The sequence below is a fragment of the Citromicrobium bathyomarinum genome (genome assembly GCF_038594485.1).
In the GTDB taxonomy this organism is placed as follows: Bacteria; Pseudomonadota; Alphaproteobacteria; order Sphingomonadales; family Sphingomonadaceae; genus Alteriqipengyuania; species Alteriqipengyuania bathyomarina_A.
In genome coordinates, this window is the sequence record NZ_JBCFZG010000004.1 from 886,900 (window position 1) to 908,753 (window position 21,854).

17 protein-coding genes and 1 tRNA gene are annotated in these 21,854 nt (G+C 65.6%); 12 read left to right on the forward strand and 6 right to left on the reverse strand.

The window, feature by feature from the left end; all coding sequences use genetic code 11:
• Positions 1 to 96 precede the first annotated feature (96 nt).
• The 3 genes from AAG591_RS09800 to hflK form a co-directional block, all read right to left on the reverse strand.
• Entirely contained in the window at positions 97 to 1,620 is a 1,524-nt protein-coding gene (locus AAG591_RS09800; protein ID WP_342531032.1) for a Do family serine endopeptidase, read from the reverse strand.
• A gap of 166 nt (positions 1,621 to 1,786) precedes the next feature.
• Positions 1,787 to 2,635, reverse strand: coding sequence for a protease modulator HflC (gene hflC, locus AAG591_RS09805; protein WP_342531033.1), 849 nt, complete (start codon positions 2,633 to 2,635; stop codon positions 1,787 to 1,789).
• Positions 2,636 to 2,637: 2 nt separating this feature from the next.
• Positions 2,638 to 3,816 (reverse strand): protease modulator HflK, encoded by a 1,179-nt coding sequence (gene hflK / locus AAG591_RS09810; protein WP_342531034.1) that lies wholly within the window; start codon positions 3,814 to 3,816, stop codon positions 2,638 to 2,640.
• A gap of 117 nt (positions 3,817 to 3,933) precedes the next feature.
• On the opposite strand from hflK, the gene AAG591_RS09815 reads away from it, so the two are divergent.
• From AAG591_RS09815 to AAG591_RS09825, 3 genes are read left to right on the forward strand one after another with little or no spacing between them, the layout of a single operon-like run.
• Complete coding sequence (locus AAG591_RS09815; protein ID WP_342531036.1) at positions 3,934 to 6,300, forward strand: xanthine dehydrogenase family protein molybdopterin-binding subunit; 2,367 nt, start codon at positions 3,934 to 3,936, stop codon at positions 6,298 to 6,300.
• A 46-nt stretch (positions 6,301 to 6,346) separates the two neighbouring features.
• Positions 6,347 to 7,369, forward strand: coding sequence for a ferrochelatase (gene hemH / locus AAG591_RS09820; RefSeq protein ID WP_342531038.1), 1,023 nt, complete (start codon positions 6,347 to 6,349; stop codon positions 7,367 to 7,369).
• Positions 7,370 to 7,413: 44 nt separating this feature from the next.
• Positions 7,414 to 8,802, forward strand: a complete 1,389-nt coding sequence (locus AAG591_RS09825) for a cytochrome P450 (RefSeq protein ID WP_342531040.1) — start codon at positions 7,414 to 7,416, stop codon at positions 8,800 to 8,802.
• 162 nt (positions 8,803 to 8,964) lie between these two features.
• On the opposite strand, the gene AAG591_RS09830 is transcribed toward AAG591_RS09825, so the two are convergent.
• A complete protein-coding gene (locus tag AAG591_RS09830; protein ID WP_425341646.1) occupies positions 8,965 to 9,171 on the reverse strand; it encodes a DUF1674 domain-containing protein in 207 nt (68 codons plus the stop codon).
• On the opposite strand from AAG591_RS09830, the gene AAG591_RS09835 reads away from it, so the two are divergent.
• Both AAG591_RS09835 and AAG591_RS09840 read left to right on the forward strand, forming a co-directional pair.
• Entirely contained in the window at positions 9,170 to 10,414 is a 1,245-nt protein-coding gene (locus tag AAG591_RS09835; protein ID WP_342531042.1) for an RsmB/NOP family class I SAM-dependent RNA methyltransferase, read from the forward strand. The two genes, AAG591_RS09830 and AAG591_RS09835, sit on opposite strands and share 2 nt — an antisense overlap.
• A gap of 158 nt (positions 10,415 to 10,572) precedes the next feature.
• Entirely contained in the window at positions 10,573 to 11,118 is a 546-nt protein-coding gene (locus AAG591_RS09840; protein WP_342531043.1) for a hypothetical protein, read from the forward strand.
• Positions 11,119 to 11,183: 65 nt separating this feature from the next.
• Here AAG591_RS09840 and AAG591_RS09845 read toward each other — a convergent pair whose 3' ends face one another.
• Together AAG591_RS09845 and msrA are read right to left on the reverse strand one after the other, a co-directional pair.
• Complete coding sequence (locus AAG591_RS09845; RefSeq protein ID WP_342531044.1) at positions 11,184 to 11,621, reverse strand: FKBP-type peptidyl-prolyl cis-trans isomerase; 438 nt, start codon at positions 11,619 to 11,621, stop codon at positions 11,184 to 11,186.
• A gap of 316 nt (positions 11,622 to 11,937) precedes the next feature.
• Entirely contained in the window at positions 11,938 to 12,492 is a 555-nt protein-coding gene (gene msrA / locus AAG591_RS09850) for a peptide-methionine (S)-S-oxide reductase MsrA (RefSeq protein ID WP_342531045.1), read from the reverse strand.
• A 105-nt stretch (positions 12,493 to 12,597) separates the two neighbouring features.
• Between msrA and AAG591_RS09855 the strand changes: the two genes are divergently transcribed.
• From AAG591_RS09855 to gltB, 7 genes are all read left to right on the forward strand, one after another.
• Positions 12,598 to 13,431, forward strand: coding sequence for a class I SAM-dependent methyltransferase (locus tag AAG591_RS09855; RefSeq protein ID WP_342531046.1), 834 nt, complete (start codon positions 12,598 to 12,600; stop codon positions 13,429 to 13,431).
• 72 nt (positions 13,432 to 13,503) lie between these two features.
• Positions 13,504 to 14,247: an SIMPL domain-containing protein gene (locus tag AAG591_RS09860; protein ID WP_342531047.1), complete on the forward strand. Its 744-nt coding sequence runs from the start codon at positions 13,504 to 13,506 to the stop codon at positions 14,245 to 14,247.
• A gap of 9 nt (positions 14,248 to 14,256) precedes the next feature.
• Entirely contained in the window at positions 14,257 to 15,123 is an 867-nt protein-coding gene (aguB, locus tag AAG591_RS09865) for an N-carbamoylputrescine amidase (protein ID WP_342531048.1), read from the forward strand.
• A complete protein-coding gene (gene folK, locus AAG591_RS09870; RefSeq protein ID WP_425341647.1) occupies positions 15,056 to 15,634 on the forward strand; it encodes a 2-amino-4-hydroxy-6-hydroxymethyldihydropteridine diphosphokinase in 579 nt (192 codons plus the stop codon). Before aguB ends, folK begins: the two co-directional genes overlap by 68 nt.
• Positions 15,625 to 15,700: transfer RNA gene (locus AAG591_RS09875), tRNA-Lys, on the forward strand. The genes folK and AAG591_RS09875 overlap by 10 nt, the downstream gene beginning before the upstream one ends.
• 38 nt (positions 15,701 to 15,738) lie before the next feature.
• Positions 15,739 to 17,316, forward strand: coding sequence for an NAD(P)-dependent oxidoreductase (locus AAG591_RS09880; RefSeq protein ID WP_342531049.1), 1,578 nt, complete (start codon positions 15,739 to 15,741; stop codon positions 17,314 to 17,316).
• Positions 17,313 to 21,839: a glutamate synthase large subunit gene (gene gltB / locus AAG591_RS09885; RefSeq protein WP_342531050.1), complete on the forward strand. Its 4,527-nt coding sequence runs from the start codon at positions 17,313 to 17,315 to the stop codon at positions 21,837 to 21,839. The genes AAG591_RS09880 and gltB overlap by 4 nt, the downstream gene beginning before the upstream one ends.
• The last annotated feature ends 15 nt before the right edge of the window (positions 21,840 to 21,854 follow it).

Here is a 21,854-nt window from a genome sequence, read left to right on the forward strand (position 1 = left end):
CGCACCCGGGCGCTCGCATCCCCGAACTGACATCGGGCAAAGAAAAAGCCCCGCCGGACCGCTCCGGCGGGGCTTTCATTTCGGCTTGACCGTTTGTCAGTCCTGAATGCGGACCGCCACGTAGCCTGCCGGGCCACGCGCGCGCTGAACGCGAAGCACGACGGCATTGCGACCCTCACGCTCGGCATCGCGGACGATTCCTTCCAGCTGCTCGGCCGAGGTGACCGGGCGGTAGTTTGCGGAGAGGATGATGTCGCGGCGCTGGATACCCTTACGCGCCGCATCCGAATTTCGATCGACCGCGGCAACGGCCAGGCCAGTGGTCTCGGCAGAAATGCCCAGCTGGCGGGCAATGCCCGGATTGATCGGGACGACGCCCAGACCCAGCTTCTCGGCCAGGAATTCTTCCTGATCGAGCGGCGCGTTCATCTCGTCTTCCTCGCCATCGTCGCCGAACATCTGCGACTGGGCGAGTTCTTCGGCGCTGGGCCGTGTGCCGACCTTGAGCTTGATCGTGCGCTGCTTTCCGTCGCGGATCAGCGTGACCGGGATCGTGGTGCCCGGCTTCACATTCGCAACGAGGAAGGACAGCGTCTGGTCAGGCGTCACGTCCTTGCCATTGACCGAGATGACGACGTCGCCCGGCTCGATGCCCGCCTTCTGGGCGGCTTCGCCGTCGACGACAGACTGAACGACTTCGCCCCGGTTGCGCGGCAGGCCGAGAGCGGCGGCGAAATCATCGGTTACCGGGCCGATGCTGACGCCCAGATAGCCGCGTTCGATCGCTTCGCCCCTGCGCAGACGCTCGACGATCGGGGCTGCGGTGTCGGCCGGAATGGCAAAGCCCACGCCCACGCTACCGCCCGAGGGCGAGAGGATGGCGTTGTTGATGCCGATGACGTTGCCCTGCATGTCGAACAGGGGGCCACCCGAGTTACCGCGGTTGATCGCCGCGTCGGTCTGGATGAAGCGGTCGTAGGCACCTGCGCCTGCGGTCCGCAGCACCGACGAGATGATCCCGCTGGTTACCGTACCGCCGAGGCCGAAGGGGTTGCCGATCGCGACGACCCAGTCGCCCGCGCGCGCCTGCGCCGAATCGCCGAACTTCACGAAGGGGAACGGTTCGGCACGGTCGATCTTGAGCACGGCGAGGTCGGATTCGGCATCCTTGCCGACCATCTTCGCTTCGTACTCGGACCCGTCGGGCATGGTCACGGTGATCTCTTCGACCGTGCCATTACCTTGCGGCGTGACGACGTGATTATTGGTTACGACATAGCCATCTGCGGAAATCAGGAAGCCCGAGCCGAGCGACTGGCCTTCGCGCGTCGTCGGCTGGTCGCCGCCGCGGTCGCCGAACATGCCTTCGAAGGGCGTTCCTGCGAACGGGTTCGAACTCTGCACCTCGACCCGCTGCCGGGTGGAGATGTTGACCACCGCCGGGGCGAGCTGTTCGGTCAGGTCGGCGAAGCTCGCAGGCGCACCCGCGCGCGGTGTTACCGCGGTGATCCGGGCATCGTCGTTCTGAGCCACCTGCGCGCCGGCGGGCTGGCCGGTGATGAGGGAGATGGTCGCACCGCCGAGCAGCAGTGCGGAAGTTACGCCATAAGCATATCGCACGGGTCTCACGTCCTTCTGGTTCCTTTTTCTCTCGTCGGCCCCCGCTGGCGAACAACGCCTTACGGGCCGGTCCTATCCCCAGTCTCTTTTGAACGCCGGGGGCGCTTAATCGCGATTGAACGAACCGCCGTCGGTGGGGCGAACGGCGGTTTCGTTCGACGAACGGTCAACGGCGTCCGCGGAACTGCCGCAGATACTCGTTGTCCGGGGAAAGGATGATGTTGCTATCGCCCCTCGGTTCCTCGCCATCCCGGGCCTTGCGGAACGTTTCGTTGTAGCTCTGCATGGCGCGGTAGAAATCGTAGAAATCCGGGTCCTTGCCGAAGCTTTCGGCGTAGATGCGGGCGGCAGAAGCATCGGCTTCGGCGCGGATGATCCGCGCGTCGCGATCGCCTTGTGCGCGGATCGTGCGCGCCTCACGCTGACGGTCGCTCTGCATCCGCTGGAAGGCGGATTGCAGCGGTGCACCATCGGGCAGGTCGGTCCGCTTGATCTGCACATCGACCACCTCTGCCCCGTACTGGCGGGCCTGCCGGTCGAGATTCGCGCGAACGTTGGCGAGCGCGCTGCCGCGTTCGGCGGTCAGCATCGACTGGAATGTCCGCCGGCCGAGTTCCTGCCGCAGTACCGAGTTGAGGATCGGTTCGAGCGCCACGCGCACGCCATCGGTCGTGCCCGCACGTTCGACCATGCGGACCGGATCGACGATCCGGAACCGGGCATAGGCGTTGACCAGCAGGCGCTGCTGATCCTGCGACAGCACTTCCTCGTCGGTCATTTCCAGATCGAGGAGGCGCTTGTCGATCAGGCGAACGCTCTCGATCAGCGGGACGCGCACGTAGAGCCCCGCTCCGGTGGTGCCGTTGACCGTGTTGACCACGCGCACCGGTTCCCCCGTCCGCAGGACGACTGCCTGCTCTTCTTCGGGCACGATGTAGATGCTCAGCATCAGCCCGATCACGACGAGCGCGGCCAGGATGATGGCGGCGCGGTAGTTTTCCCAAAGGTTTTGCATGATTACTGCCCCCCCTGGGTTGTGGTGGCCGACGGGGCAGCCGGCGGCGGCGTTACGGTGCTGCGCCTCCGGTTGACCTCGGGCAGCGGCAGGTAAGGCGTCACGCCATCGGCTTCGACGATGGTCTTGTCGGTTTCGCCCAGCACGCGCTCCATGGTTTCGTAATAGATACGGCGACGCGTCACCTCGGGGGCGAGGCGGTATTCCTCGTACACCTTGTCGAAGGCCTGCGCCTCACCCTGCGCATTGGCGATGACCTGCTGCGCGTAGCCGCGCGCCTGGTTGCGCGCCGCGTCGGCATTCTGTTCGGCCACGGAGACATCGCGGAAAGCATCGACCACCTCGCTCGGCGGGTCGGCCTTGTCGATTTCGACGCCGAGCACGTTGATCCCTGCGCGATAGCTGTCGAGCACGCGTTGCATCCGTTCACGCACCGCCTGTTCGATTTCGGCGCGGCCCTGACCGGAAAAGGTTTCGTCGAGCGTCTTTTCCGCCACCGTCGCGCGCATCGCGGCTTCGGCAACTTCGCTCACCGTCTCTTCCGGTTCGGCGAGGCGGAATTTGAACTGCTCGAGATTCTTGATGTTCCAGCGCACGATGTAGCTCAGATCGACCAAGTTCTGGTCGCCGGTAAGGATCAGCTTCGCATTCGCGCGGTTCGAGGGAATCGTCACTGCGCGCACGCCTTCGACATCCTCGATCTCGATCGTTTCGATCGGGAAGGGCGCGGTGAACTTGAGCCCGGAATCGAGCGTGCGGGTATAATTGCCGAGTGTCTTGACTACTGCCTTTTGCTGCGGGCCGATCAGGTGGAAGCTCGTCACCAGGCACCAGATCGCCAGCACCACGATGACGATCAGCGGGATCCAGCTCTTGCCGCCGGGCCGCTCTGGCATGCGGAAGTTGGGGCCGCCCGGTCCGCCGGACCCGCGGCGCGGCCCTTCGGGGCCACGGTTCTTGAAGATATCGTCGATCGACGCGGACCGGCGCGGGCCATCGCCGCCGCCTTGCGGCAGCCACGGATTGCGTGGCCCCTTGGGCTTGCTGCCTTCCCCATCGCCACCGTTCGGGGCGTCGGATCGATCGCCTCCATCGGATGAGTCGCCGGAAGAATTGCCCCAGGGATTTTTGCCGGCCATTGCCAGCGCGATTCGCGATTGGAACCCGTCCAGAATTTTCATGCCACCGGTTATAGGCACACTTCTTGCGAAAAACAGGGGTTGCCCGCGCATTTTTGCTGTTATTGACGGGCGCGTGACGACGGGTGAGAGGCAAGGGCTGGATCGGATGGGCGCGGCATGAAGATTTCGCGTCGTGGCGTGCTGGCGGGGGCGGCGGCCGGTGGCGGGCTCGCCATCGCTTACGTCCTCCTGCCGCAGCGGTTCGACGCTCCGCTGGCCCCTGCCGAGGGCGAAGTCGGCTTCAACGCATGGCTCAAGATCGCCACCGACGGCGTCGTCACCGTCGCGGTTCCCCAGTGCGAGATGGGGCAGGGCGTGACCACGCTCATTCCGCAGATCGTCGCCATGGAACTGGGTGCGGACTGGCGGCAGATCGCCGTCGAACCCGCGCCGCCTGCGGGTGCTTATCCCAATACCGCGCTCGCGAGCCATTGGGCGCAGCTGTGGCTGGCGGGTGGTGCGGACATTGCCAGCGATCCCGAATCGCTGCTCGCGCGCCGGTTTGCCGAGCGGACCCGCTTTACCGCCACCGCTGCCGGCACCACGCTGGCCGCATACGAGCGCCCCGCACGCGAGGCTGCGGCCACCGCACGCGCCATGCTGATCGAGGAGGCGGCGGCGCGCTGGAATATTGCCCCAGAACAGTGCCGCACTGCCGATGGTTTCGTCGTCTTCGACAAGAAGCGGCTGCGCTTTGCCGACCTGGCGGAAGGGGCCGCGCGGCGCGACCCTCCCGACGTGCCGCCCCTCTATAGCGAGCCACCGGCCGAACGGCCGACCGGCGCGGGAGCGGCCGCCGAGACGATGTACCCGCGGCTCGACCTGCCGGCGAAGGTCGATGGGAGTTTCCTGTTCGCCGGCGATGTCCGTTTGCCGGGAATGGTCTTCGCCGCAATCCGCCACGGACCGATCGGCCGTTCGCGGCTGAAAAGGTACGACAAGAAAGCGGCCGCGAGAGTCCGCGGATTGCTCGGCGTGGTCGAAGGCAATCGCTGGCTGGCGGCGGCGGGCCAGAGCTGGTGGGCTGCCAACAAGGCGCTCGATGCAATGCGCCCGATCTTCACCATCGACGCTCCCTTCGACAGCGAAGGGATCTCTGAAGATCTGGCCGATGGCCTTGCCAAGGGGGCTGCGAAACGCATCGCGCAGATTGGCGCGAGCGAAGTCGTCGAAGGCAAGCCGACGATAACGCGCCGCTACGACATAGCAGCTGCGGCGCACGCTCCGATAGAGACCGCGACGGCGACCGCCTGGCTCAAGGACGGCAAACTGACGCTGTGGATCGCCAGCCAGGCGCCCGAGCGCGCACGGGTCGCGGCGGCGCGGGCGATCGGTATCGGGGTGGAGAGTGTGATACTGGTGCCGATGGCGGCGGGCGGCAGCTTCGATACCCGGCTCGATCACATGCACGCGATCGAGGCTGCAGTGATCGCCCGCGAACTCGATCGCCCGGTGCAGCTGACGTGGAGCCGCTGGCAGGAAATGCTCAGGAGCCCGCCGCGCGCACCCGCATCTGCCGAAATGAGCGCGCGGCTCGGGCGCGATGGTAGTGTGGTGGCGTTGAAGGCAAGGATCGCGGTGCCGCCCTTCATGCGCGAACAGGGTGCGCGGACACTCGACAACCGGACCGCCTGGGCCGCGCGCGAAGAGACCGCTGGGAAGGCAGACCCGCTCGCGCTGTCGGGCGCGGTTCCGGCCTATTCGATCCCCAACCTTGCAGTCGATCACGTCCCGGTCGGCATCGACCTGCCGGTGGCGCGGATGCGTGGTGGCGGCGACGCGCTGAGCGCGTTCTTTACCGAGTGCTTCGTCGACGAACTTGCCGAGAAGCTAGGGCGGGAAAAGCTGTCTTACCGGATCGCGATGCTCGGGCAGGATCTGCGGATGGTTGAGGTGTTGCAGCGCGTTGCGCGGCTGGCGGAATGGGATGGCGGCGAGGTGGCGAGCGGGCAGGGCCTGGCCTGCCACCGCATGACACTGGGCGACCGAAGCGGGCGCATCGCCTGCGTCGCGCAAGCGAGCCCGGGCGAGCGTGGCCCGCGGATTACACGGCTGAGTGCGGCAGTGGATATCGGGCGGATCGTGAACCGCGACCTTGCCCGTCAGCAGATCGAGGGCGGGCTGATCTACGGGATGTCGCTCGCGCTCGGATCGTCGATCGGCTTCGCAAAGGGTTTTCCCGACAAGAAGAGCCTCGCCGCGCTCGATCTGCCGAGGCTTGCCGACTGCCCGGAAATTGCGGTCGAATTCGTCACCAGCGAGGCCGCACCGTTCGATCCGGGTGAGCTGGGGGCCGTCATCGCGCCGCCTGCCATCGCCAATGCGCTGTCTTCCGCTATCGGATCGCGGTTGCGCAGCCTGCCGCTGGACCTGCGGCTCGCCCGGAAGGCTGCCACGCAAGCATCGCCTCCGGAAACCACCCAACAGCCCGACGCCAGCCCGTCGCCGGAGGCTTCGGAAACAGCATCGGAAATGCCATCGTGAACAAGGTCATCTTGACGAACGCGCGCGGTTCGCGTTGGCGGGAGAGATGACATGGCAAGAACAGCAGCTCCCGGGTGATCACCCGCCCGTAAGGTCGGGCAAGGTCGGCGTGCTGCTGGTCAATCTGGGCACCCCGGATGCGCCGACCACCGCCGACGTGAAGCGCTACCTCGCCGAATTCCTGTCGGACCGCCGCGTCGTGGAAATCCCCCCGATCGCCTGGCAGCCGATCCTGCGCGGGATCATCCTCAACACGCGGCCTGCAAAATCGGCGGAGGCCTATCGCAAGGTGTGGAGCGAGGACGGCTCGCCGCTCGCCGCCATCACCAAGGCGCAGGCAGAGGCGATGCAGCAGGCTTTCGGCGATACGGCTGAGGTCGATTGGGCCATGCGTTACGGCGAACCATCCATCCCCCGGCAGCTTGCCAAACTGAAGGATGCCGGATGCGAGCGCATTCTGCTCGCGCCGCTCTATCCGCAATATTGCGGGGCGACGACCGCGACGGTGGTCGACAAGGCGAACGAGTGGATGGCCGCGCAGCGTTGGCAGCCGAGCCTGCGCACGCTGCCGCCCTACCACGACGATCCGCTTTATATTGAAGCACTTGCCAGCGACATTTCGCGCCAGCTCGATGCGCTCGATTTTACGCCCGAGCTGTTGCTGCTGAGTTTTCACGGGATGCCCGCGCGCACGCTGGAACTGGGCGATCCGTACCACTGCCACTGCCAAAAGACCGCGCGCCTGCTCGAAGAGAGGATGGCGCGCGAGGGGTTGCGGTTTCGGACCAGCTTCCAGTCGCGATTCGGGCGGGCCAAGTGGCTCGAACCGGCGACCGACGCGGTGCTGGCGGAGGAAGCGCAAGCGGGGACCAAGCGGCTGGCCGTGGTCGCGCCGGGCTTTTCCGCCGACTGTCTCGAAACGCTCGAAGAGCTGGCGATCCAGGGGCACGAGCAGTTTGCCGAGGCGGGGGGCGAGCGGTTCGCCGCGCTTTCCTGCCTCAATACGTCCGCAGCCGGGCTGACCATGCTGGAGGCTTTGTTGCGCCGTGAATGTGGCGGCTGGATTTGACGTTCTAAATAACTTACATTGGGGTCAATAAGGAGAGGACCCCGATGGCCACACTCGCCGCACACCAGCCTGCTTCCGTCCGCCCGACTCACTGGAAGGAAGACAATCCATCCAATGCGGACCTGGCCCATATCCCGGGCGAAACCGGCCTTCCGATCATCGGCAACACCTTCAAGATGCTTGCCGATCCGCCCGCCTTCACCCGCGCGATGGTCGCGAAATACGGCCGTGTGTACAAGAACAATGCCTTTGGCGGCACGGTGGTCGCGCTGGTCGGCGCGGATGCGAACGAGCTGGTGCTGTTCGACCGCAAGAAGATTTTCTCTAGCGAGCAGGGCTGGGGGCCGATCCTCGACCAGTTGTTCCCGCGCGGCCTGATGCTGATGGATTTCGACCATCACCGCGCCGACCGCAAGGCGCTGTCGATCGCCTTCAAGCCAGAGCCGATGCGCCACTATGTCGGCGCGCTCAACCACGGCATCGCACAGCGGGTAGAGGAATGGGGCGCGGGCGACCTGGCCTTCTACCCCGCGATCAAGCAGCTGACGCTCGACCTGGCGGCAGACAGCTTCATCGGCATTCCCTTCGGCCCCGAAGCGGAGAAGGTGAACCAGGCCTTCGTCGACATGGTCCAGGCCTCTGTCGCGCCGATCCGGCGTCCGCTGCCGTTCACCAAGCTGAAGAAGGGTGTCGACGGGCGCGCCTATCTGGTCGACTATTTCACGCGCGAGACCGAGCGTCGCCGGGCCGAGGGCGGCGGGCAGGACATGTTTAGCCAGTTCGCCACCGCCACGCGCGAAGATGGCAGCCTGCTGCCGGTCGACGAGGTGGTCGACCACATGAACTTCCTGATGATGGCTGCGCACGACACGATTACCTCATCGGCGACCACGCTGGTCTATTACCTCGCGAAGAACCCGGAATGGCAGGACCGCTTGCGCGAAGAACTGCGCGCGATCACCGGGGGCGAGGGGCGCCCGCTCAATTACGACGAACTGGGCCAGGCCGAGCTGACCGAGATGGCGTTCAAGGAAGCGCTGCGGATGATGCCGCCCGTGCCTTCGATCCCGCGGCGTGCGCTGGAGGAATTCGAGTTCGGCGGATACCGCATCCCGGCGGGAACTCCGGTGGGTGTGAACCCCCATTTCGTCCACCACGACCCGGAAATCTGGGACAACCCCGAGGCATTCGATCCGTCGCGCTTCACCCGCGAGGCGGAGAAGGCACGCCACAAATATGCGTGGGTGCCGTTCGGCGGCGGCGCGCACATGTGCCTGGGCCTCCACTTCGCCTACATGCAGATCAAGATCATGATGGCGCACCTGCTGACCAACTACCGGGTTGAAGTGGCCGATGGCTATGCGCCCGCATGGCAGGCCTGGCCGATCCCGCAGCCCAAGGACGGGTTGCAGATAAAGCTGGTAAAGCTCTGAGAGAAAGTGATCCTCCCCCCTTTGCCGAAGGCAAAGGGGGGAGGTGGCAGCCGCCGCAGGCGGCTGACGGAGGGGCACATGCGAAACTGCCCCTCCAGCCCGACACCTGCGGCGTCGCGGTCCCCCTCCCCGGTTGGCTTCGCAAACCGTGGAGGATTATTCCTAGAAATCGATCGCGATGCCGTCTTTCACCCAGTCGCCGTAGCGGGTGGGGCTGAGGCCCTTGGGGTCCTCCACGCTCGCGTCGATCGGCTCGGGCGCGGGCGGCGGATCGTCGCTCCAGTGCGCTGGCTTCTTGAATCCTTCGGGGCGTTCGGTAGCGCGTTTCATATGATAGAAATGATCCTGTCCGTTCGCGAATTCAAGCATGGCTAAAGCCGGTGGCGATGTTCCCGGCCTGCCCGCACGCCGCGCGGCGCTGCGCCTGCTCGACGGCGTGCTGCGGCGGGGCGAGACGCTGGAGCAGAACGAGACGGCGGCGCTGCGCGGGTTGCCCGCCTCCGACGCCGGGCTCGCGCGCGCGATTGCGGCGGAAACGCTGCGCTGGCTGCCCGATTTCGATGCGCTGATCGACAGCGCGACACGCGAGAACCTGCCCGAGGACGCCAAGCCGCGCACCGTGCTGCGGCTGATGCTGGCGCAATGGCTGCGGCTCGACACGCCGCCGCACGCGGTGGTCGCGACCGCGCTGCCGCTGCTCTCTGGCGGGCCCAAGCGGCTCGCGCATGGCGTGTTCGGCGCGCTGACCAAGCGCGGCGTGGAACTGCCCGCCGCCCCGACCTTGCCCGAACCGGTTGCCGAGCGCTGGGGCGAGCGTGCCGGAACCATCGCCGCAGGCCTTGCCGAACCGCCCCCGCTCGACCTGACGCTGCGCGATCGCTCGCAGACCGCCGAATGGGCCGTGAAGCTGGGCGCGGACAGCCTGATGCCCGGCCACCTGCGCCTCTCGCGCGGGCAGGCGGTGCACGGGCTCGAGGGGTTCGAGGATGGCGCATGGTGGGTGCAGGACCTCGCCGCCTCGCTGCCTGCGCGAATGTTGGGCGAGGGCGGCGGAAAGCGCGCGCTCGACCTGTGCGCAGCGCCCGGCGGCAAGACGCTGCAGCTGGCGGCGCAAGGGTGGCAGGTAACCGCGCTCGATATCTCGGCCAAGCGGCTGAAGCTGCTGGAGGAAAACCTCAAGCGCACCGGCCTGTCGGCGGACGTCATCGCCGGCGATGCCTTCAAGTGGGAGCCTGAGGCACCGTTCGATGCGATCCTGATCGACGCCCCCTGCACCGCGACCGGCACCGCGCGCCGCCACCCCGACGTGCTCCACCGCATTGGCCCGCGCCAGATCGAGGATTTGTCCGAAGTGCAGGCCCGCCTGATCGAGCGCGCGAGCGGCTGGCTCACGCCCGGAGGCATACTGGTTTACGCGGTGTGCTCGCTCGAGAGCGAGGAAGGCGAGGAGCAGGCGGAAAAGGTCTGGCTTACCAAGGAGCCGGTCAGCGCGGAGGAATTGCCCGCAGGCCTGTCACCCACCTCAAAGGGAACAGTGCGCACCGACCCCGGAATGCTGCCCGAACACGGCGGCCTCGACGGCTTCTTCGTCGCGCGCTGGCGGAAGAGTTAGCCACTTAACTCCCCTCCCTTGGGGGAGGGGTTGGGGGTGGGGGCTCTGTGTCATCGGCCTCAGCACACCCCCACCCAATCTCCCCCTCAAGGGGGAGGAGATGGGTACCTTCCCAACGGCTAGCTGGCGCAAAACCTGATGACTGGTATCAACTCGGCATGAGGATCATCATTACAGCCCTCGGTCTCGTTGCCTTGGCAGGATGCAAGCCGCCGATGGGCAATCACGAGTTCGTCGATGCCCAATGGGTGCAGGACGTGCCTGAGAGTGCTGACGTTTCCCGGCAAGAGGAGATGGGCTATCTGGCGCTGAAGTTTTCTAGCGACGCAGACCTGAATGCGGAGGGTATGAACACGCTATATTCTGAGGCGAGCGCCTGCCCATACGATGAAGATCGTTGGCTGCCCGCCTTCGGGCCTTTTACAGTCCCGCCAGACCCTGCCGACCTGCCGATTTGGAAGTCGGACGCTGGAGGCCCTGTTCTAAAATATGTTGTCTATCTTCCAGTCGCCGCCGAAATCCGGGGGGCACTAGAAAATGGAAAATCGCCCGAGATCGGTCGATATGACTTGCAGGTCGATCCATCCGATCTGTGCTTTGTGGTCGAGCAGGTCGGCTACCCGTGGGCCACACGCAGCGAGCCGGTAGTCGTGTCATCACAGCGTATCGCGCATGCCCTCGAAAATCGAAAGCCTGCCGAATAGCAAAACGGCCAGCGAGCACGAAGCCCGCCAGCCGTTCCCAAGCCTTGGGCGGCTTATCCGAAGCCTTACGCGGCTTCCTTGATCTCGACCAGCGTCACGCCGAAGGTCAGGTCTTCGCCTGCCAGCGGGTGGTTGCCGTCGGCCTTCACCGAATTTTCCTGCACTTCGGTGATGACGAGCTGGATCGGCTGGCCGTCCTGGCCCTGCGCGGAAAGCTGCATGCCCGGCTGCGGGGCGGGCTCTGCGGGCAGGTTCTCGCGCGGAACGTCGATCACCAGTTCCTCGCGGCGCGGGCCGAAGGCGTTTTCGCTCTCGATCTTGACCTGCTGGACCGAGCCGACTTCCATCCCGTCGAGCGCGGCTTCGATCGCGGGGAAGATTTCCTGCTTGCCGAGCGTGACGACCTGCGGGCCGCTTTCCTCGGTGTTGCCGACGACCTGTCCGGCATCGGTCTTGACGACGAAATCGATGGCGACGGTGTCGCCCTGCTTTGCGGTAGGCATAAGCTATGTCCTCTCTGGCCCATTTTCTCGGGCTATAGGGGGTTGGGGCTGCGAGCGAATGCGCGGCCACGGGAAAATTCGGTGCCCCCAACGTGGGGCCGTCCGCGCGAGGCGCAACCCCGAAGTTCAAATCCACCGGTAAACGCGCTGTCCTACAGCAGCGCAGACATGCCATCCTCGCGCTATGCGCCTGATCACGAAAACGCCGGCCCGGATCGTCTTTTTCGACATCCGAACCGGCGGTGGTTTTTTGGCCCCTGGACACTGTGTCAGGTGTGTCAGGCGAGGGGGTGGGCGGCTTATCCGGTCGGGCGACTCAGGCGTCGTCCTTGACGTATTTCTGGAAGCTCTTGCGCAGCTTCATCAGCTTGGGCGGGATCGTCGCCTGGCAATAGGGATTGCGCTGGCCTTCGCCTTCCCAATAGTCCTGGTGATAGCCTTCCGCCGGATACCAGGTCGCGCTCTGCTCGCCGTCGGACAGGCCTTCGATCGTGGTGACCGCCATCTTGCCGTTGGCGGCGTTCCACCGCCCGATCGCGGCTTCGGCTTCCTCGGCCTGAGCGGCGTCGAGCGGGAAGATCGCGCTGCGGTATTGCGTGCCGACGTCGTTGCCCTGCCGGTTGAGCTGGGTCGGGTCGTGCGTGCCGAGGAACATGTCGAGCAGTTCGGCATAGCTGATCGTGCCCGGATCATAGGTCACCCGCACCGCCTCGGCATGGCCGGTATCGCCGCCGCACACCTGCTTGTAGGTCGGGTTCTCGACGCTGCCGCCGATATAGCCGCTTTCGACCGTGTCGACGCCGATCACGTCCTTCATCACTGCTTCGGTGCACCAGAAGCAGCCGCCTGCGAAAATCGCGGTCTCGCTCATATCGTCATTCTCCTTGTTGGACGCGAGGTAGGAAGCCCGCCCGCACTTGTCATCGGGAATGCTGCCTCTAGGGTGCCGACAAAATCACCTCGGGGAGAATTCACCATGCGCCTTGCCCTTCTTGCCTCCGCCAGCCTCGCCTTTGCGACGCCCGCACTTGCCGACCATCACATGGACGCGGAGATGGGCGAGGGCCATGCGCACCATCATGCCTTGAAAGCGGCGATCGCGTCCGATGTGCGCGGTGAAGATGGCGCACGCGACCAGTGGCGCCACCCGTTCGAAACGCTCGACTTCTTCGGCGTGAAGCCCGGTATGACCGTGGTCGACTACATGCCCGCATCGGGCTGGTATACGCGCATCCTGGTGCCGTACCTCGGCAGCGAGGGTCGCTATATCGGCATTACGCCCGATCCGGCTGCGGCGGATGCCGATGGTTTCGCGGAGTATTTCGGCGGCTTGCCGGGCAAGTTCGAAGCGGCGAATGGCAACTGGAACCTCAGCGGCGCGCCGGTCGGCATCTATGCTTCGCAGGATGTGCCCGAAGCGATGAAAGGCACCGTCGATCGCGCGCTGATCTTCCGCGAGATGCACAACATCCTGCGCTCCGGCGTCATCTATACCGAATTGACCCGGATCCGTTCGATGCTGAAGGATGGCGGCATGCTCGGCATCGTGCAGCACCGCGCGAAAGATGATGCGCCCGCCGACTACACGCTCGGCACCAATGGCTATCTGCGGCAGGAAGACGTGATCGCGCTGGTCGAGGCGCACGGGTTCGAGCTGGTCGGGATGAGCGACGTGAACGCCAATCCCAGCGACACCGCCGATCACGAAGGCGGCGTGTGGCAGCTTCCGCCGGTGTGGGGCGACAAGAAGCCCGAGCTGAAGGACATCGGCGAGAGCGACCGGATGACGCTGCTGTTCCGCAAGCGCTGATCGGCCTGTCATACACGGTTCAGGTGGCCGGCGGCAGATCCGGATGAGACATGATCTCATCGAGGATATGCCATGGATTTGAAGTACCTGCCCCTGATCGCCGCGCCGCTCGCGCTCACTGCGTGCGACAAGCCCTACGATCCGCGCGGGGTCGATCATGACGAGACGCTACTGTCGGTCAGCGCGACGGGCGAATCCGAGGTGCGCCCGGACGAAGCCTTCTTCCAGGTCGGGGTCGAGAATTTCGGCAAGACCGGCAAGGCGGCGAGCGATGCCAACGCGAAGGACATTGCGAAGGTGGTCGCCGCGCTGAAGGAGGCGGGCGTTCCCGCGAAGGATATCCAGACGCGCACCGTCGGCATCCAGCGGATCGAGTACGGCGATCGCAAGGGCCAGTACCAGGCGAACAACATCGTCGCGGTGACCGTGCGGCAGATCGACAAGGCGGGCGACGCGGTGACCGCCGCGACCGAGGCGGGCGCGAACGTATTCTCCGGCCCGGACCTGCGCATCTCCGATAGCGAGAAGGCCGCGAACACCGCCTATGGCGAAGCGTTCAAGGCGGCCAAGGCGCGCGCGCAGGCCTATGCCGATGCCGCCGACATGAAGATCGCCCGCGTCCTGACCATCCGCGACGGTGGCGGGGCGCAGGGCAACCGCTACATCCCTGGCGCGCCGCCTCCGCCTCCACCGGTCGTGATGCAGACGTCACGCGATGCGGTGATGGTGGAAGAAGCCGGTGGCGGGGTGATCCAGCCGGGCCAGACGACCAGCCGCGTATCGGTGCAGGTGGACTTCGCGCTGGTGCCCAAGTAATCGCGGCCCATGCGCGAAATCACTGTAGCGGCGCTCCAGCTGGAACTGGGCGCCACGGACGAGGCTGAGAATATCGAGGCGGTTTCCTCGCTGGTCGAGGAAGCGGCGTCTCGCGGCGCGCAGGTGATCCTGCCGCCCGAGCTGTTCGACGGCCCCTATTTCTGCAAGCAGGAGGACGAGGCGCTGTTCGCCCGCGCCGCGCCGACCGCCGAGCACCCGAACGTGCGCGCGATGGCGAAGCTGGCGAAGAAACTGGGCGTGGCGATCCCGACCAGCTTCTTCGAGAAGGACGGCCCGCACCATTACAACACGCTCGCGATGATCGACGCGCAAGGCGAGATCATGGGCGTCTACCGCAAGAGCCACATCCCCGACGGGCCGGGCTACGAGGAAAAGTACTACTTCCGCCCCGGCAACACCGGATTCAAGGTGTGGGACGTCCCCCTGAAAGATGGAGGCTCCACGCGGATCGGCGTCGGCGTATGCTGGGACCAGTGGTATCCCGAAGCCGCGCGCGCGATGGCGCTGATGGGGGCCGAACTGCTGTTCTACCCCACCGCGATCGGCTCCGAGCCTTACGACGCCAGCTTCGATACCAGCCGCATGTGGCAGCGCGCGATGCAGGGGCATTCCGTCTCCAACTGCATGCCGGTGATCGCCGCCAACCGCATCGGCACCGAGGATGGCCAGACCTTCTACGGCCACTCCTTCATCACCAACGAGTGGGGCGACAAGCTGGTCGAATTCGGGCGCGAAGAGGATGGCGTGCTGGTCAGCACGCTCGATCTCGATACCGCCGCGAAGCACCGTGCGGGCATGGGCTTCTTCCGCGACCGTCGGCCCGAACTGTACGGTCGTCTGGCGCAGGACGTCTGACCTGAGCGAGACCTACCTCATCGCGCTCGGCTCGAACCGGCGGCACGGCGAGCATGGCGCCCCCCGCGAAGTGGTGCGTGCGGCGATGGAGGAATTGAGCGCGTTGGGCACGGTGACCAAGCGCAGCCCGGTGATCGAGAGTGCACCGATCGGCCCCGCACAACGCCGCTTCGCCAATGCGGCGGCGGAACTGGAGAGCGATCTGCCTCCACCGAACCTCCTGCGCGAGCTGAAGCGACAGGAGCGCAGCTTCGGCAGGCGTCGCGGGCAGGCTTGGGGCGACCGCGTGCTCGATCTCGATATCGTGCTGTGGAGCGGGCGCGCATGGCAGGAGGGCGGGCTCACCATACCGCACCCGCATTTCCGGGATCGTGGCTTCGTACTCGGTCCGGCAAGCGCGATTTCGCCCACCTGGCGCGACCCGTGCACCGGCATGACCTTGCGACATCTGCAGGCACGCTTGACCCGCCCGCGTGGCAACCGTAGGGACGCGCCCTGGTTGGACCCTTAGCTCAGTTGGTAGAGCAAGATACTTTTAATATCGAGGTCGCTGGTTCGAGCCCAGCAGGGTCCACCACCCCCCCACCCTCGACAGATCGTAATGGCTCGCGACGGATGGGCGCGCCTTCGCACGCGCAACATTTTAGCATTGAAAATTTCACCCGCATTGGCCAATGCTGTAAAAGTCGTGCGCCAGAAGGTGCGGCGACTTTCCGAATCTGCAAGTTTCACGATGTCAGCTGGGCCAGTCCGATAGAACGCAATTCCACCAACAAGTTTGTCGAGCGTGCGCAGGCCTATCCGGAAAAGCGGTCCCCCGATACGCGGCGGGCCGACTTTCTGGAGATCGGCGCGCCTTTCGCAGAAGATGCCGCGCGTGCGCAGGCGGGCCGTTGCTCGCAATGCGGCGTGCCCTATTGCCAGTCGCACTGCCCGCTGCACAATCACATTCCCGACTGGCTGCGCCTGACCGCCGAAGGGCGGTTGCAGGAAGCCTACGACCTGTCGGCCCGCACCTCCACCATGCCCGAAATCTGCGGCCGCATCTGCCCGCAGGACCGGCTGTGCGAGGGCAATTGCGTGATCGAATTCTCCGGCCACGGCGCCGTCACCATCGGCAGCGTCGAGAAATACCTCGGTGACAATGCGTGGGAAAACGGCTGGGTTCGGCCGATCGAACCCGGCACGCCGACCGGCCAGTCGGTTGGCGTCATCGGCGCGGGGCCCGCCGGGCTGACCGCCGCCGAGTATCTGCGCCGCGCTGGCTACGAGGTCGACATCTACGACCGGCACGATCGCGCGGGCGGGCTGCTGATTTACGGCATTCCCAACTTCAAGCTCGACAAGAGCGTGGTCGATCGCCGTGTTGCCCGGATCGAGGAAGGTGGCATCACCATCCATCGCGGGGTCGAGGTCGGCAAGGACGTGACCTTGTCCGAACTGCGCGAACGGCACGATGCGGTGTTCGTCGCAACGGGCGTGTACCAGTCGCGCGAACTGACCGTGGACGGTGCGGACAAGGATGGCGTCGTGCGCGCGATCGACTTCCTCACCGCCTCGAACCGCAGCGGGCTGGGTGACGACGTTGCCGAACACGCCGATGGCAGCCTGTTCGCCAGGGATCGGGACGTGGTGGTGATCGGCGGCGGCGATACCGCAATGGACTGCGTGCGCACCGCGATCCGCCAGGGCGCGAAGTCGGTGAAGTGCCTCTATCGCCGCGACCGCGAGAATATGCCCGGCAGCCGCACCGAGGTCGCGCACGCCGAAGAAGAAGGCGTGGAGTTCCTGTGGCTTTCGGGCCCCGCATCAATCCAGGGCGGCGAGAAGGCCGAGCGTGTGCAGGCCAACCGCATGGAACTGGGCGAACCCGATGCCGATGGTCGTCGCCGTCCGGTCGTCGACCCGTCGAGCAGCTTTGCCCTCGATGCCGATCTCGTGATCCTCGCGCTGGGCTTCGAGCCCGAGCCGCTGCCCGCGATCTTTGGCGAAGAAGGCCTCGCGGTCAGCGATTGGGGCACGCTCAAGTGCGACGACGACATGATGACGACGCTTCCCGGCGTGTTCGCCGGTGGCGACATTTCGCGCGGTGCCAGCCTGGTGGTGTGGGCCGTGCGCGATGGTCGCGACGTCGCACAGAAAATCGACGCCTACCTTGTCGACCAACGCAAATTGAGCACTGCAGCAGCATGACCCCGCAACAATCCGAAGCCCTCCGCCTCGCGCGGGATGGGATGTATCACGCCGATAGCGAACACGACGCATGCGGCGTCGGCCTGATCGGCGAAACATCGGGCAAACCGACGCGTCGCGTCGTCGATGCCGCGATCGAGGCGCTGTCCTCCATCTGGCACCGCGGTGCGGTGGACGCCGACGGCAAGACCGGCGACGGTGCGGGCCTGCTGCTCGACCTGCCGGTCGAATTCTTCACCAGTGCCATCAACGCGAGCGGTCACGAGGTCCGGCCCGGCCGCCTCGCGGTCGGCGTCATCTTCCTGCCACGTACGGACCTTGTCGCGCAGGACGCGTGCCGCACCATCGTGGAGGCCGAACTGATCCGTGCCGGTCTGTTCGTCTACGGCTGGCGCCAGGTGCCGGTCGACGCGTCGGTCATCGGGCGTAAGGCGAAGCAGACCCGACCCGAGATCGAGCAGGTAATGATCGCCGGGCCGGAGCCGCACGAGCAATCGAGCGACGAGTTCGAAAAGCAGCTCTACGTCGTGCGTCGCCGGATCGAACGGCGGATCGTCGAGGCGCAGCTGCGCGATTTCTACATCTGCTCGCTGTCCGCGCGCTCGATCGTCTACAAGGGGCTGTTCCTCGCGGAGAGCCTCGCGACATTCTATCCCGATGTGCGCGATCCACTCGTCACCAGCCGGATGGCGATCCTCCACCAGCGGTATTCGACCAACACCTTCCCGCAATGGTGGCTGGCGCAGCCGTTCCGCACGCTGGCGCATAACGGCGAGATCAACACGATCCGCGGCAACCGCAACTGGATGCGCACGCACGAGATCAAGATGGCGAGCCTCGCCTTTGCGGGCACCGCCAACGATATCAAGCCGGTCATCCCGGTCGGTGCGTCCGACACCGCCAGCCTCGACGCGGCGATCGAACTGCTGGTGCGGTCGGGCAAGGCGATGCCGACTGCGAAGTCGATGCTGGTGCCCGAGGCATGGCAGGCATCGCCCGACATGGCCGATGAAACCCGCGCCATGTACCAGTACATGGCATCGGTGATGGAGCCGTGGGATGGGCCTGCCGCGCTCGCGATGACCGACGGCCGCTGGGCGGTCGCCGGCCTCGATCGCAATGCGCTCCGCCCGCTCGCCTTTTCGCGGACCGACGATGGCCTGCTGGTGGTCGGCTCCGAAGCAGGAATGGTCACGCTGGAAGAGAACCGCGTGGTCGAGAAGGGGCGTCTCGGCCCAGGCCAGATGATCGCCATCGATCTTCATTCGGGCAAGTTGCTGCGCGACGAAGAACTCAAGGCCGAAATCGCGCGCGAAGCCAACTACGGTGCGCTGGTGGCCGGATTCCGCGGTATCGACGATCTTCCGGAAACGCCCGAAACCGCCAATCCTCACTTCGCTGCCGACGATCTGACCCGTCGTCTGACCGCAGCAGGGATGACGAACGAGGATATGGAGCTGATCCTCGATGCGATGGCGCTCGACGGCAAGGAAGCCATCGGGTCGATGGGCGACGATACGCCGCTCGCGGTGATCAGCGACAAGCCGCGCAGCGTCAGCCAGTTCTTCCGTCAGAACTTCGCGCAGGTCACCAACCCGCCGATCGATAGCCTGCGCGAACGACACGTGATGAGCCTGCGGACGCGCTTCGCGAACCTTGCCAACATTCTGGAAGAAGACGACCAGAACGATAATGTTCTGGTGCTCGAAAGCCCGATCCTGACGTCGCGCGAATGGGCCCGGCTGCGGGCCGGGTTCGGCGACAAGGTCGGCACGATCGATTGCACGCTAAGGGCCGGCGGCGAGCCTGCCGACCTGCGCCTCGCGATCGAGCGGATCCGGGCCGAGGCGGAAGCCATGGCCAAGGGCAAGCAGGCCGAGATATTCCTGACCGACGAGGCTACCGGGCCGAACCGAGTGGGCGTGCCGATGATCCTGGCCGCAGCGGCCGTGCACACGCACCTGACGCGCAAGGGCCTGCGATCCTTTACCTCGATCAACGTGCGCTCCGCCGAATGCCTCGATACGCACACCCTGGCCGTCCTGGTCGGTGTGGGGGCGACGACGGTGAACCCGTACCTCGCGGAGGCGGCACTGGTCGCGCGCCACGAGCGCGGGCTCTACGGCGATATGCCGCTGGAGCAGGCGGTCGAGAATTTCCGCACCTCGCTGGCCGACGGCTTGCTGAAAATCATGGCCAAGATGGGCGTCTCGGTCGTCTCCAGCTATCGCGGCGGCTACAACTTCGAAGCGGTCGGCCTCAGCAGGGCAATCACCGACGATCTGTTCCCGGGAATGCCGAACAAGATTTCGGGCGAAGGCTATGCCTCGCTTCATCTGAGCGCGCAGGATCGCCACAGCAGGGCATTCGGCCTTCGGCATCCCGAGCTGCCGATCGGCGGTTTCTATCGACAGCGCGCGGGCGAGGAGACGCACGCCTGGGGTGCGGAGGGGATGCACTCGCTGCAGACCGCGTGTGCCACGGGCAGCGAGAAGCAATGGCGGCGCTTCGTCGACGTGGTCGAAAACCAGCCACCGATCTACCTCCGCGATCTGCTCGGCATCGACGAGGCTGCCGAGCCGCTCCCGCTCGATCGGGTTGAGCCGGGCGAGGATATCCGCACGCGCTTCCTCACTCCGGGGATGAGCCTGGGTGCCCTCTCGCCCGAGGCGCACGAGACGCTGGCGATTGCGATGAACCGGATCGGCGCGAAGGCGGTATCCGGCGAAGGTGGCGAATCCGCCGAACGCTTCACCCCCCGCGCCAACGGCGACCTTGCCAATAGCGGTGTGAAGCAGGTGGCGAGCGGGCGCTTCGGCGTCACCGCGCACTACCTCAACAATTGCGAAGAGATCGAAATCAAGGTCGCGCAAGGGGCAAAGCCGGGCGAAGGCGGGCAGCTGCCCGGCTTCAAGGTGGACGAGGTGATCGCCAAGCTGCGTCACTCGACGCCGGGCGTGACGCTGATCTCGCCCCCGCCGCACCACGATATCTACTCGATCGAAGACCTCGCGCAGCTGATTTACGACCTGAAGCAGATCAACCCGCGCGCGCGGGTCTGTGTGAAGCTGGTCAGCGCGGCGGGAATCGGCACGATCGCGGCGGGCGTGGCGAAGGCGCATGCCGACGCGATCCTGATCTCGGGCCACACCGGCGGGACGGGCGCAAGCCCGCAGACCAGCATCAAGTTTGCCGGGACGCCGTGGGAAATGGGCCTGGCCGAAGTCAACCAAGTGCTCGCGCTCAACGGCCTCAGGCACAAGGTGAAGCTGCGCGTCGACGGCGGGCTGAAGACCGGTCGCGAAATCGTGATCGGTGCGATCCTTGGCGCCGAAGAGTTCGGTATCGGTACGATGAGCCTGGTGGCGATGGGCTGCATCATGGTGCGCCAGTGCCATTCGAACACCTGCCCGGTCGGTGTCTGCACGCAGGACCCGCGCCTGCGCGCAATGTTCGGTGGCAGTCCCGAAAAGGTCATCCAGCTGATGGATTTCCTGGCCGAGGATGTTCGTCGCATCCTCGCCAAGCTTGGCGTGGCCAAGCTGGAAGACGTGATCGGGCGGACCGAACTGCTACGGCAGGTGAGCCGCGGGGCAGAGCATCTCGACGATCTCGATCTCAATCCGATCCTGCAGAAGGTTCAGACGGACGAATCGCGCGTGTATCGGCTGGAGGACGGCCAGCATCGTAATCCGGTGCCCGACAGTCTCGACGCCGAGATGCTTGATGATGCCCGTAACGCAATCGAAAACGGGGCACAGACCACGCTCCACTTCCCGGTGCGCAATGTTCATCGCGCTGTCGGCACCCGGCTTTCGTCCGAGGTCGTTACCCGCCATGGGCCGGAGGGGCTGCCCGATGGGACGCTGGACATCCGTCTGAAGGGCAATGCGGGCCAGTCGCTTGGCGCGTTTCTCGCGCGCGGCATCCGGCTGACGATCGAGGGCGACGCCAACGACTATGTCGGCAAGGGACTGTCGGGCGGCGAGATTGCGGTGCATCCGCCCGCCGACGCGCCGCGCAAGAGCCAGGAAAACGGCATCATCGGCAATACCGCGCTGTATGGAGCAACCTCGGGCGCGCTGTTCGCGGCGGGCAAGGCGGGCGAGCGCTTCGCGGTGCGCAACTCGGGCGCGACAGCGGTGATCGAAGGCTGCGGCGCCAATGGCTGCGAGTACATGACCGGTGGCATGGCGGTGATTCTAGGCCCCGTGGGTGGCAATTTCGGCGCGGGGATGACGGGCGGCATGGCCTTCATCTTCGACGAACGCGGCAGGTTCCCGCAGATGGCCAATGCGGGCTCCATCCTGTGGCAACGTCTGGCCAGCGAGCATTGGCGGGCCGAACTGCGGTCGGCGGTCGAAAGGCATGTCGAGATGACCGGAAGCGCGTATGCGCGCCGCCTGCTCGACAAGTGGGAGGATGTGCTGGCGAACTTCTGGCAGGTTTGCCCGCGCGACATGCTCGACAAGCTCGAACACCCTCTGGTGGACGAGAATGTTCCTGCCGAAGCTGCGGAATAACTGGCGCTCCGAACG